The sequence below is a fragment of the Xanthobacter oligotrophicus genome (assembly GCF_008364685.1).
Lineage (GTDB): Bacteria > Pseudomonadota > Alphaproteobacteria > Rhizobiales > Xanthobacteraceae > Xanthobacter > Xanthobacter oligotrophicus.
On the sequence record NZ_VTTL01000004.1, the window covers coordinates 370959 to 382085 of the forward strand.

The 11127-nt window shown below is 70.6% G+C and carries 12 protein-coding genes; 8 read left to right on the forward strand and 4 right to left on the reverse strand.

From position 1 onward, the window contains the following. Positions 1-135 precede the first annotated feature (135 nt). On the forward strand, positions 136-675 hold the full coding sequence (gene fae, locus FZ033_RS08675) for a formaldehyde-activating enzyme (RefSeq protein ID WP_149575745.1): 540 nt from the start codon (positions 136-138) through the stop codon (positions 673-675). A gap of 130 nt (positions 676-805) precedes the next feature. On the opposite strand, the gene FZ033_RS08680 is transcribed toward fae, so the two are convergent. Continuing rightward, positions 806-2080: an MFS transporter gene (locus tag FZ033_RS08680; protein ID WP_232847384.1), complete on the reverse strand. Its 1275-nt coding sequence runs from the start codon at positions 2078-2080 to the stop codon at positions 806-808. 588 nt (positions 2081-2668) lie between these two features. On the opposite strand from FZ033_RS08680, the gene FZ033_RS08685 reads away from it, so the two are divergent. Then, the gene (locus tag FZ033_RS08685) at positions 2669-3202 is read left to right on the forward strand and encodes a sigma-70 family RNA polymerase sigma factor (protein WP_232847385.1); all 534 of its coding nucleotides are present in this window, start codon (positions 2669-2671) and stop codon (positions 3200-3202) included. Then, entirely contained in the window at positions 3199-3906 is a 708-nt protein-coding gene (locus tag FZ033_RS08690; RefSeq protein WP_149575747.1) for a ChrR family anti-sigma-E factor, read from the forward strand. Before FZ033_RS08685 ends, FZ033_RS08690 begins: the two co-directional genes overlap by 4 nt. A 6-nt stretch (positions 3907-3912) precedes the next feature. On the opposite strand, the gene FZ033_RS08695 is transcribed toward FZ033_RS08690, so the two are convergent. Next, a complete protein-coding gene (locus tag FZ033_RS08695; RefSeq protein WP_149575748.1) occupies positions 3913-4452 on the reverse strand; it encodes a DUF2244 domain-containing protein in 540 nt (179 codons plus the stop codon). A gap of 271 nt (positions 4453-4723) precedes the next feature. On the opposite strand from FZ033_RS08695, the gene nth reads away from it, so the two are divergent. Further along, positions 4724-5518, forward strand: a complete 795-nt coding sequence (gene nth, locus FZ033_RS24280; RefSeq protein ID WP_408068470.1) for an endonuclease III — start codon at positions 4724-4726, stop codon at positions 5516-5518. A 12-nt stretch (positions 5519-5530) separates the two neighbouring features. On the opposite strand, the gene aroB is transcribed toward nth, so the two are convergent. Continuing rightward, the gene (gene aroB, locus FZ033_RS08705) at positions 5531-7270 is read right to left on the reverse strand and encodes a 3-dehydroquinate synthase (protein ID WP_149575814.1); all 1740 of its coding nucleotides are present in this window, start codon (positions 7268-7270) and stop codon (positions 5531-5533) included. A gap of 341 nt (positions 7271-7611) precedes the next feature. Here aroB and FZ033_RS08710 point away from each other — a divergent pair, with 341 nt between their 5' ends. Continuing rightward, positions 7612-7755: a potassium-transporting ATPase subunit C gene (locus tag FZ033_RS08710; protein WP_149575750.1), complete on the forward strand. Its 144-nt coding sequence runs from the start codon at positions 7612-7614 to the stop codon at positions 7753-7755. Beyond that, positions 7752-8828, forward strand: coding sequence for a site-specific tyrosine recombinase XerD (locus FZ033_RS08715; protein WP_149575751.1), 1077 nt, complete (start codon positions 7752-7754; stop codon positions 8826-8828). Before FZ033_RS08710 ends, FZ033_RS08715 begins: the two co-directional genes overlap by 4 nt. A gap of 4 nt (positions 8829-8832) precedes the next feature. Here the strand turns inward: FZ033_RS08715 and FZ033_RS08720 are convergent, their stop codons facing one another. Further along, entirely contained in the window at positions 8833-9396 is a 564-nt protein-coding gene (locus FZ033_RS08720; protein ID WP_149575752.1) for a nitroreductase family protein, read from the reverse strand. Positions 9397-9626: 230 nt separating this feature from the next. Between FZ033_RS08720 and FZ033_RS08725 the strand changes: the two genes are divergently transcribed. Continuing rightward, a complete protein-coding gene (locus tag FZ033_RS08725; protein WP_149575753.1) occupies positions 9627-10703 on the forward strand; it encodes a hypothetical protein in 1077 nt (358 codons plus the stop codon). 71 nt (positions 10704-10774) lie between these two features. After that, complete coding sequence (locus tag FZ033_RS08730; RefSeq protein WP_149575754.1) at positions 10775-11110, forward strand: c-type cytochrome; 336 nt, start codon at positions 10775-10777, stop codon at positions 11108-11110. Positions 11111-11127 lie beyond the last annotated feature (17 nt).

The window sequence follows — 11127 nt, forward strand, 5'->3', positions numbered from 1 at the left end:
CGGCCACGCCTTGGTTTTCGCCGGTTTTGGGCCGGTGGACAAAGCGTCCGGGTGCCATCGGGCGCAGCGACGCTGGGTCGCCGTGGACGGGGCGGCAGCGGGGTGCTTCTGTGCCGTCCCAAACAGGAGGAAAACATGACCGATATCTGGTTCAAGGCGGGTGAAGCGACGGTTCTGGCGGCGGAGGGGCAGGCCACCGATGCCATGCCGGAAGTGCTGATCGGCTCCGTGCGCGGCCCGGTGGGGCAGGCGGTCGCCTCCATGATGGGGCAGGTGCAGGGCCACACCCGCATGTTCGTGGTGCGCGACCTGAACCAGCTGGTGCGCCCGCTGACCATGATGACCACCAAGGCCACCATCCACACCGCCGAGTATGTGGATCTCCTCGGCGGCGTGGTGCAGGCGGCCATGGGGGACGCCATCATCGATTGCGTCAGCGAGGGTATCCTGCCCAAGGACGAGGTGGACGAACTGGCCATGATCATCATGGTGTGGCTCGATCCGCGCTGTGCCGAGGACCCGGACCTCGACAAGGCCGACCTCTACCGCACCAATTACGAGGCGACCAAGCTCGCCATCTCCCGCGCCATCAAGGGCGAGCCCTCCATCGACGAGCTGATCGCCAACCGCAAGAGCGTCAAGCACTACGCTCTGGAAGGCGTGATCGAATACTGACGCCGGCGCGCGCGCCGATCGGATTGCGCCGCGATCTGGTCGCATAGCGCGCTCTGTCCAAGGCGGGAGGAGGCGGGGCCTCCTCTTGCCTCGCCGGGCGGAATGCACCGGCGCGCGGCCACAGCCCCGCTCAGATGCTGCGGCCGGTTTCGGGCATGCGCACGGCATAGATCACGAAGCCCAGGGCGGCGATGGCCGAGAGGGTGAGGAAGGCCGCGGAATAGCCGGCCCACACGATGGTCACCCCCGCCAGCGACGCCGACAGGGCGGCGCCGAGGCCCTGCGCGGTGGCAATGGCACCCTGGCTGATGTTGAAGCGTCCGGTTCCGTAGGTCAGGTCGGCCACCACCACGGGAAACAGCGCGCCATAGATGCCGGCGCCGACGCCGTCGAGGCACTGCACCGCGAACAGCCAGTACGGGTCGTTGGAGACCGGATACAGGGCGCCGCGCAGGGCCAGCACCCCGAAGGCGGCGAGGAAGATGGGCTTGTGGCCCCAGGCGTCGGCCTTGGCGCCCACCATGACGGCGACGGGAACCATCACGCATTGGGCGACCACGATGCACAGGGCGATCAGGGAGGTCGCCTGCTCGCTCCCCACCACCTTGGTGAGCAACTGGCCGGTGGAGGTCAGCATGGCGGCGTTGGAGAGGTGGAAGAGGAAGCACAGCACGGCGAACAGCAGCAGCGTGCGGTTGGCCAGCAGCACGCCGAGGCTGGAGGGCTTCTCCGCGTCGTCTCTCTCGTGGGCGAGGCCGCGAGCCCGGGTGTCGTCGATCTCCGCCCGCGGCACCACCAGCATGGCGCCGATGCTCAGCACGGCGAGGGCGGCCATCAGCCAGAACACCACGATGGGCCCGAACAGGATGGCGGTTCCCGCCGCGATGGCCGCCGCCAGGGCATTGCCCATGTGGTTGAAGGCCTCGTTGCGCCCGATGCGCCGTGAAAATGCCTTCGGCCCCACGAGGCCAAGTGTGATGGCCGACAGGGCGGGCGCAAAGATCGCCCCGGCGACGGCGGCGAGGGATTGGGTGCCGGTGACGAGGTAGAAATTGGAGGTCAGCGGCAGCGCGAGGCAGGAGAGGGTGACCGCCAGCGCCGCGCCGATGATGATGGCCGGCTTGTTCCGGCTGTTGTCGATCAGGGCGCCGGCGGGGGTCTGGGCGATGAGCCCGACGAGGCCGGCGATGGTCATCACGAGGCCCACCGTGGCCTCGTTCCACCCCTGGTCCGGCCCGCGCACGGCGATGAGATAGATGGCGAGGTAGGGCCCGAGGCCGTCGCGCACATCCGCCAGGAACAGGTTGAGGGTATCGAGGCCGAAGGCCGCCCGGCGGGAGGGGCCGCCGGCCTGGGGACCGCCCGAGGCGTCCTCCAGTTGCACACCATGAACCTGATCCAGCATCGCCCCCCCGATTTCATTGCCGCAGCGGTGTGTTTGTGCCCGAGCGGGACGTGCGGCACCAGCCCGGCTCAAGGTGCCCGCGAGGAGGCAACGCCGCCGCGCCGCGCGGGGTCCGGGGCTGTGCTGGAATCTTTGCCGGCGTGAAGCCGTGGCCCGATCAGGCGCTGCCTCGGGTGGGCAGGGTCTCCGGTTCGCGTCGGACAGTAATGTCAACACGCGAGCTGGCGCTGTTGCCGTCGTCCGCTACCTGCGGCGAGTGCTCCAGTCTCATGAGGGCGTCATCCCATTGGCCGGAAAATGCTTTGGGTCACGCTGACGTTGATGGAGGCCGTTCGGGGTCTCGGCTAAGGTCGAAGCGCGCGCGGCGCATTCGGGGGCTCGTATCATCCGATCGCGTCCGGGCTTCGTATCGAGTGCATGGATGTCGCCGAGCCCAGCCTGTTGGTTTCCCCTCTCCTGCCGTCGCCCCGGGCGCGTTCGCTCGGCAGCGCGCGTGCGGGCGCACTGTTTGCGGTCGCGGCGGCCGGAACCCCTGCCGGGTTGCCAGCCATGAGCGCTGCCGCACCCGAGCCCCGCGCCGGAGCCGACATGAGCGCTCTCGTCGTCGCCATCGCCCGCACCGGGGACCGCGAGGCGTTCGCCCTCCTGTTCCGCCACTTCGCGCCACGGGTGAAGGCCTTCCTCATGCGCAGCGGCCTCTCCGCCAACGCGGCGGAGGAGCTGGCGCAGGAAACGCTGCTGATGGTGTGGCGCAAGGCGTCCTATTTCGACCCCACGCGCGCCGCCGCCTCCACCTGGATCTTCACCATCGCCCGCAACCTCTCCATCGACCTGAAGCGCCGCGAGCGCCACATGAGCACGGTGGATGTGGACGCTGCGGACGAGGAGGCCGACGAGACCTCCGGCGAGACCATCCTCATGAGCGCCGAGCGCGAGGCGCGGGTGCGGGCGGCCCTTGCCAAGCTCTCCGAGGAGCAGGCCACCATCGTCCGGCTCTCCTTCTTTCAGGAGAAGCCCCATTCGCAGATCGCGCAGGAGCTGGGCATTCCGCTCGGCACCGCCAAGTCGCGCGTCCGCCTGGCGCTGAGCCGCCTGCGCACGCTGCTGGAAGATTTGAAATGAGCGTCCATTCCCATCCCGGCGATGCGGCCCTGCTGCGCTATGCGGCCGGCACGCTGCCGGCCGGGCCGGCCCTGCTGGTGGAGATCCATCTCCAGGGCTGCCCGCACTGCCGCGCGGCGGTGCGCCGTTTCGAGGCGGTGGGCGGGGCGCTGCTCGATGCGGCCGAGCCGGCGGCCCTCGCCGGCGACGCCTTCGCCCGTACCCTGGCGCGGCTTGGTCCCCCGCCCGTGTCCGGGGACCTGAGGGGCGGAGATGCGCGGCGCGATCATCTGGAGGCCGCATTCTCCGGCCCGGCCGCCGTGCCGCGCCTTCCGGAAGGGCTGATGCTGCCGGAGGGCGTCCGCCTGCCCCGGCCGCTCACCTCCCGCCGCATCGGTGCCATGATGCCGGTGGCGCCCGGCGTGCGCATGGGGCGGGTGCATGTGCCCGAGGACGGGCAGTCCAATGTCTTCCTGTTCCAGATCGGGCCGGGCCGGGCCATTCCCCGGCACACCCACGTTGGAACGGAATTTACCCACGTCATCTGCGGCGGCTTCAGCGATCCGTCCGGCCATTACGGTGCCGGCGACCTGGTGGAGGCGGACGGGGACGTGGAGCATTCGCCCCGCGTGGATGACGACGGCACCTGCATCTGCCTTGCCGCCTTCGAGGGCCGGCTGCGCTTTCGCGGCCTGCTGGGCGTTGTGCTGCGGCCGTTCCTTTGAGCGCGCTCAGAACGAATTGCGCGGCACGCCCTTCTTCACCACCGACAGGGCGTGGGACAGGTCGCTCGCCAGCTCGGCCTTCTGGTCCGGCCCCAGGAAGCGCCCCACCGGCACTGTGCGCGGACCGCTGACGAGGGCGACATCCAGCGTGCCATGGTCCTCGTCGTCCTCCCGCGTCAGGCGGGTCCAGAACGGGTTGAGTCGGGTGATGGTGCGTCGTCCGCGCGCCGGCTCGCGCCGCACCTCGATGACGCTGGGGGTGACCAGGATGTGCTCGCGCGCCCGCGCCGAGCGGAAGCTGGCGCGGAAGGCCACATAGATCAGCAGCACGTCGAGGCCGAAGAAGCCGAAGATGGGCCATGCCCCCATGGCGAGGAAGGCGAGCCCGGTGACGAGGCTGACGCCACCCACGCCCATCATCACCAGGCGAAAGCCACGCGGGGTGAGCGAGCGATGCGGGGCAAGCGTCACCGCATAGACGACGGGCTCTTCGGGCGAGCCCGCATCCCCTTCGGGTGCGGTATCACGGTCGCTGGCTTGGGGCATTGGCGACCAGTATACCGGAAAAATGCCGCGCAAGATCTCCCCGCCCAAACCTTCCGTTGCGTCCGAGGCAGCTGCCGCCAAACCTGGTGCTCCCAAGTCTGGGGCCGCCAAGTCCGGCGACGCCAAGTCCGGTGCCCCCGCATCGGCCAAGCCACGTGGCGCGCAGGCCGCCCCCTCCGGACAGGCGCCGGTCTCGCCGGCGGCGAAAGCCGCGACGGGGGGGAGCAAGCCCGGAGCGAAGGCCAAGGCAGGGACCGGCGCAACCACAGGCGTGACCAAGGGCACCACCAAGGCTCCGGCCGAGCTGGCCGCCAAACCCGCCCTCTCCGGCAAGCGCAAGCCGGCCGTGCCCCTGCCGCCCAGCCCCGCGCCCCGCCGCAACAAGGCAGTGGCCAATGCGGCGGCTGCCGCCCACGGCAAGACGCTCGTCGCCTGGAGCGAGGAGGAGATCGCCGAGGCCTTCACCCGCTTCGAGGCGCAGGATCCCGAGCCCAAGGGCGAACTCAACCACACCGATGCCTTCACCCTGCTGGTGGCGGTGGTGCTCTCGGCGCAGGCCACCGATACGGGGGTCAACAAGGCCACCACCGGCCTGTTCGCCGCCGCCGCCACGCCCGCCGCCATGGTCACGCTCGGGGAGGAGGAGGTGGCCCGCCACATCCGCACCCTCGGCCTCTATCGCGGCAAGGCGAAGAATGTGGTGGAGCTGTCCCGCCTGCTGCTGGAGCGCCACGCAGGTGTGGTACCGCGCGACCGCGAGGCGCTGGAGGCGCTGCCGGGGGTGGGCCGCAAGACCGCCAATGTGGTGCTGAACATCGCCTTCGGGGCGCCCACCATCGCGGTGGACACCCATCTGTTCCGGGTGGCCAACCGCACCGGCCTTGCGCCCGGCCCGACGCCGCTGGCGGTGGAGCTGGGCCTTGAGGCGCGCATCCCCGACCGCTTCAAGCTGCACGCCCACCACTGGCTGATCCTGCACGGCCGCTACATCTGCAAGGCGGCCAAGCCCGAATGCGGCCGTTGCATCATCGCCGATCTGTGCCGCTGGCCGGAGAAGCGGTTTTAGAAGGGGAGCGCCTCAGCGCATTTCCGCGAGGAAGGCGCGGACCTCGTCCGGATTCACGTCCTTGGCGACGAAGGCCTCGCCGATGCCGCGCACCAGGATGAAAGTGAGCGCGCCGCGGCTCACCTTCTTGTCCTGGGCGATGAGGGTCATCAGCCCGTCGGTGTCCGGCAATTCGCCCGGCACGTCGGAAATCTTCGTGGGTAGGCCGGCGGCTTCGAGGTGCCGCACCGCCCGCGTCACGTCCTGCCCCGGGCACAGGCCGAGCCGCGCCGAGAAGGCGAAGGCCAGCGCCATGCCGATGGCGACGCCCTCGCCGTGGAGCAGGCGGCTGGAATAGCCGGCGCCGGCCTCCAGCGCATGGCCGAAGGTGTGGCCGAGATTGAGCAGGGCGCGGTCGCCGGTTTCCTTCTCGTCGCGGGCGACGATGGCGGCCTTGGCCATGCAGCTTGCCGCCACAGCCGAGATGCGCTCCGGTCCGCCGCCGATCACGCCGGCAAAGTCGCGCTCCAGCGTCTCGAACAAAGAGCGGTCGCCGAGCAGGCCGTATTTCACCACTTCCGCATAGCCGGCGCGGACTTCGCGCACGGGCAGGGTATCGAGGGCTGCGGTGTCGGCCAGCACCAGAACCGGCTGGTGGAAGGCGCCGACGAGGTTCTTGCCCTGGGGCGAGTTGATGCCGGTCTTGCCGCCGACGGAAGAATCCACCTGGCTGAGCAGGGTGGTCGGGGCCTGCACCACGTCCACCCCGCGCCGCAGCACAGAGGCGGCGAAGCCCGCGAGGTCGCCCACCACGCCGCCGCCCAGCGCTAGCACCAGGTCGCGCCGCTCGATGCGGGCGGAAATCAGCCCTTCCACCACCTGTTGGAGGCCGGGCCAGCCCTTGGTCTTCTCGCCCGGCTCCACCACGATGGCGGTATGGTCGATGCCGGCGGCGGATAGCGACTCCTGAACCGTCTTCAGGTGCCCGGCGGCCACCACGTTGGCATCGGTGACGATGGCGACCCGCGCGCCCTTGCGCAGCGCGGTCACATGGGTGCCCGCCTCGGCCAGCAGGCCGGGGCCGATATAGATGTCGTAGGGCCGCCCGGCCAGGTCCACGCGCACGGTGCTGCGGGTAATGTCGCCCATGGGCAGGGGCTCGGGCTCGGCATGGGCCAGATCGGCGGGACCAAGGGAGGCGGGGCCAAGGGGGGCGGACATGGAACGGGTCCCTTCGGGATACTGGATGAGATGGCGGTGCACCGCGCCAATCACCTCTTCCACCACCATCTCGTGCACCACGTCGCGGCTGTCCACGATCACGTCGGCGAGGGCGTAGGTGTCGCCGCGCTGCTGTAGCAGGGTAGCGAGCTTGGCCGCCGGGTCGCCCTGGGCGAGGAGGGGGCGGTCGGTGCGCTTCTTCACGCGCTTGAGCAGGGTGTGGAGGTCCGCGCGCAGCCAGACGGAGACGCCCTGGCGGGCCACCGCGTCGCGGGTCTCGCCATTCATGAACGCGCCGCCTCCGGTGGCGAGCACGCTGGGACCGGACTGGAGCAGCCGTGCCACCACCCGCTTCTCGCCCTCGCGGAACTCCACCTCGCCGCGGCGGGCGAAGATTTCCGGAATGCTCATGCAGGCGGCGCGCTCGATCTCCTCGTCGGCGTCCACGAAAGGCAGGCCGAGCCGCTTGGCGAGCCTGCGGCCCACCGACGACTTGCCAGCCCCCGGCATGCCCACCAGCACGATGGAGCGGCGCCCGAGGCGATGGACCATGTCGGCAGGCGTCACCGGGGCAGGAATCGCCGGGGCAGGAATCGCCGGAACAGGCGTCACGCCGGCGGGCGCGGCCTGGGTGGCTTCGCTGGTCCCGGCTTCGCTGGTCTCGGTGTCCTTGCGGGACGGGGGGATGTTCTGGGTCTGCACCCGCGCCTTCCTCGCTGCGGCGGCATGGCCGTGCGCATACAAACCTGCGCGCGAACGGCGGACCGGACGGGTGCGGCTCTAGCATCCGCAACGCGAGCCGGCAATGCGGTTGAACAAGACGGCCCGGCGTGGCACCTCTCGGCATGAGGGGCCGCGCGGGTCGATTCGCGGCCCGGCACGAGGAGGCGAAGGTGCCGACGCTCTTCCGCTTGCTGGCGGTCCTGGCCGTGCTGTGCGGCCTCGTCTATGCGGCCATGTGGGCGCTCGCCAACAAGGTGGAGCCGCAGCAGCGCGAAATCACCTTTACCGTGCCGGCCGAGAAGATCGGCAAATGAGCGGTGAAGGGCTGCCCCAAGATGGGCCGCCCCAAGACGGGCCTTCCGAAAACGGGGCACCTGAAAAGGGGTCGTCCAAGAAGGGGCTGGCCGCATCGGGACCGCTGGCGCTGTTCCTGGACATGCAGGCGATCGAGCGCGGCGGCGGGCCCAACACCCTCGACGCCTATCGCCGCGATCTCACCGACCTTGCCGAATTCCTCGCCCCGGTGCGCCTCGCCGAGGCCGACACATCGGCGATCCGCGCCTATCTGGCGGACCTGTCCGCCCGCGGCTTTGCCGCCACCACGGTGGCGCGGCGGCTGTCGGCCCTGCGCCAGTTCTACCGCTTCCTGTTCGCCGAGGGCCATCGCGCCGACGATCCCGCCGCCGTGCTGGAAGGCCCGAAGCGCGGCCGGCCCCTGCCCAAGGTGCTGAGCGTGGCGGAGGTCACCCGCCTCATCGACACCGCCCATTCGCGCGCCGCCCAAGCCGAGGCGAGCCTGAATGCGGGGCAGGGGGGCGAGGGGCAGGGGACGGAGCCGGCAGCCGGCGCGGCGAAGGCGGGTCGGGCCGAAATGCTGCGGCTGCGGCGGGTCGCCTGCATGGTGGAGCTGCTCTACGCCAGCGGGCTGCGCGTGTCGGAATTGGTGGCGCTGCCCGCCGCTGCCGCGCGGGCGCAGGGCGAGGCCATCCTTGTCACCGGCAAGGGGCGCAAGGAGCGCCTCGTCCCACTCTCGGGACCGGCGAAGGTGGCCATGCTGGCCTTCCTCGCCGCGCGGCGGGCGGCGGGGCTGGAGGCCTCGCGCTGGCTGTTCCCGTCCGGCAGCGAGAGCGGCCACGTCACCCGCCAGCAGGCGGCGCGGGATCTGAAGGAGTTGGCGCTGGCGGCGGGGCTCGATCCGGCGAAGCTGTCGCCCCATGTGCTGCGCCACGCCTTCGCCAGCCATCTGCTGGCACACGGCGCCGACCTGCGGGTGGTGCAGACCCTGCTCGGCCATGCCGATGTCTCCACCACCCAGATCTACACCCACGTCCTCGACGAGCGGCTGAAAAGCATGGTCCGCGACCTGCACCCGCTGTCGGACGAGTGAGCCTTCAGAACCGCGTCACCACGGCGGCGAGGTCGGGGCGGGGGCGGTCTTCCAGCTTCTGGGTGGCGGTGCCGATATAGATGAAGCCGGTGATGCGCTCGAAGGTGTCCAGGCCCAGCGCCGCGCGGGCCTCGGCATCATAGGTCGGCCATTCGGAGAGCCAGGTGGCGCCATAGCCGAGGGCGGCGGCGGCGATCAGCAGGTTCTGGCAGGCGGCGGCCGAGGACATGAGCTGCTCGAATTCCGGGATTTTCACATGCGGGGCGGCGCGCGAGACCACCGCCACCACCACCGGCGCGCGCAGAAAGCGACCGCGCTCGTCCTCCAGCCGCTTCTCCGACACGCCGGGATCGGACGCCGCCAGCACCTCGGCGAGCTTGCCGCCGGCACGCGCGCGGCCCTCGCCCTCGAACACGATGAAGCGCCAGGGGGCCAGCTTGCCATGGTCCGGCACGCGGGAGGCGATGGTGAGAAGGGTGTCCAGCTCGTCCGCCGACGGGCCGGGTTCGACCAGGTCGATGACGCGGGAGGAGCGGCGGGTGGCGAGGAGTTCGAGAGCGTCGGGCATGGGGCAATGGCTCTGCTGAAGAATGGAGAGAGGCAAGGCGGGTAGAGCGGCACCATAAGGGCAAGTGCCGCCGGTTTGAACAGGGTGCGGGCCGGCAAAGGCGTGGCCGGAAAATCCCGGCGTAATGTCATTTCCCCTGACGGCGATCGCGCGGTTCCGGCGCGGCGGGACGAAGCTGACGCAACGGCGCCGACTTGAATCCGCCCCGAATATTGTGCACGTCAGCACACATGATCCGCTTCGCCCGCGCTTTTGGCCGCTCTCCCGCCGTTCGCTGCCCTGTGCCGCGCCGCCGGGGGCTGCGGCTTGCGGCGCTGGCGTGCGCCGTGCTGGCCGTGGCCGCGCCGGTGCTCGCCGCCCCGCGCGATGCCGCTGCGCAAACCATGCAGTTCCTCGGCCCCCCTGCCGCGCCGCCGCCGGCCGGGCCGTTCCAGACCCCGCCCAACGCGCCGCGCCCGGCGTTCCAGGCCCCCGGCGGTGGTGGCGCTCCCGCTCCCGCCCCGTCGAGCCGCGAGCCCCATGCGGTGCTGCCGCAGGCGCCACCCGGCAAGGCGGCGCTTGGCGTGTTTGCCCGGTTCGGGGCCGATGGCGCGGCGATCCCTCGCGGCCTCGTCTGGCGCGTCTTCGCCGACCAGCCGGAAAGCACCGGCGCCTTCCCGCTGGTGGCGGAAAGCTCCGAGGCGACGCCGGTCTTCTTCCTCAATCCGGGCGGCTATATCGTCCACGTGTCCTACGGCTTCGCCACGCTCGCCCAGCGGGTGCAGATGGGGCCGCTCTCGCGCCGCCAGGCGTTCGACGTGCCGGCCGGCGCCCTGCGCTTGTCCGCCGACGTGGACGACAAGCCCATCCCCGCCCAGAAGCTGACCTTCGACATCTTCGAGGGCTCGTTCCTGCAGGGCCGCACCTCCAGCCAGCCCTATTATCGCGGCGCCGGCGCCGGCGAGGTGGTGCTGCTGCCCGAGGGCACCTATCACGTGGTGTCCACCTATGGTGACGCCAATGCCGTGGTGCGCGCGGACGTCACCGTCGCCCCCGGCAAGCTCACCGACGCCACCGTGCATCACCGTGCCGCGCAGATCATGCTGAAGCTGGTGAAGGTGGCGGGCGGCGAGGCGCAGGCCGACACCCAGTGGACGGTGATCACCCCCGGCGGTGATACCATCAAGGAATCCATCGGCGCCTTCCCCACCTTCGTGCTGTCGGAGGGCGACTACACCGCCATCGCGCGCAAGGACGGCAAGAATTTCAGCCGCGAGATCAAGGTGGAAGCCGGTAAGAACCAGGAAATCGAGGTGCTGGCGAAATAGCCCGCCAGCGTGCCTCGGATCGGGTACCTCGAAAGTGGTGCCCCAACGATAAGACCGAGGGACGAACGACCATGGTGCTCAAGTCCGCCGCCCGGCTTCTGCCGGGAGCCGCCTTCGCCTTCCTGCTGCTGTCCGGGCCTGTCGCTGCCGCCCGAGCCGGCGATCCCGAGGCCGGCCGGGTGCTCGCCACCGGCCTGTGCGCGAACTGCCATGTGGTGGGCGCCCAGCCCCAGAGCGCCGCGAGCGACGCGCCGACCTTCTTCGCCATCGCCGAACGGGACGGCGGTGTGAGCGCCGACTGGCTGGTGTCGCGGCTGGCGAATCCGCATCCGCAGATGCCGCAGGTCTCCCTGACGCGCGCGGACGCGACGGACCTTGCGGCCTACATCGCGAACCTCAAGAAATAGGCCGACGCCCGGCCCCT

What these genes read in the sequence shown, in the direction of transcription:
- FZ033_RS08725 (WP_149575753.1), top strand. Translation starts at nt 9,627, where the DNA reads ATGATCCGCTTCGCCCGCGCTTTTGGCCGCTCTCCCGCCGTTCGCTGC.
- FZ033_RS08695 (WP_149575748.1), bottom strand. Translation starts at nt 4,452, where the DNA reads ATGCCCCAAGCCAGCGACCGTGATACCGCACCCGAAGGGGATGCGGGC.
- FZ033_RS08715 (WP_149575751.1), top strand. Translation starts at nt 7,752, where the DNA reads ATGAGCGGTGAAGGGCTGCCCCAAGATGGGCCGCCCCAAGACGGGCCT.
- FZ033_RS08685 (WP_232847385.1), top strand. Translation starts at nt 2,669, where the DNA reads ATGAGCGCTCTCGTCGTCGCCATCGCCCGCACCGGGGACCGCGAGGCG.
- aroB (WP_149575814.1), bottom strand. Translation starts at nt 7,270, where the DNA reads ATGGTCCATCGCCTCGGGCGCCGCTCCATCGTGCTGGTGGGCATGCCG.
- FZ033_RS08720 (WP_149575752.1), bottom strand. Translation starts at nt 9,396, where the DNA reads ATGCCCGACGCTCTCGAACTCCTCGCCACCCGCCGCTCCTCCCGCGTC.
- FZ033_RS08730 (WP_149575754.1), top strand. Translation starts at nt 10,775, where the DNA reads ATGGTGCTCAAGTCCGCCGCCCGGCTTCTGCCGGGAGCCGCCTTCGCC.
- fae (WP_149575745.1), top strand. Translation starts at nt 136, where the DNA reads ATGACCGATATCTGGTTCAAGGCGGGTGAAGCGACGGTTCTGGCGGCG.
- FZ033_RS08690 (WP_149575747.1), top strand. Translation starts at nt 3,199, where the DNA reads ATGAGCGTCCATTCCCATCCCGGCGATGCGGCCCTGCTGCGCTATGCG.
- FZ033_RS08680 (WP_232847384.1), bottom strand. Translation starts at nt 2,080, where the DNA reads ATGCTGGATCAGGTTCATGGTGTGCAACTGGAGGACGCCTCGGGCGGT.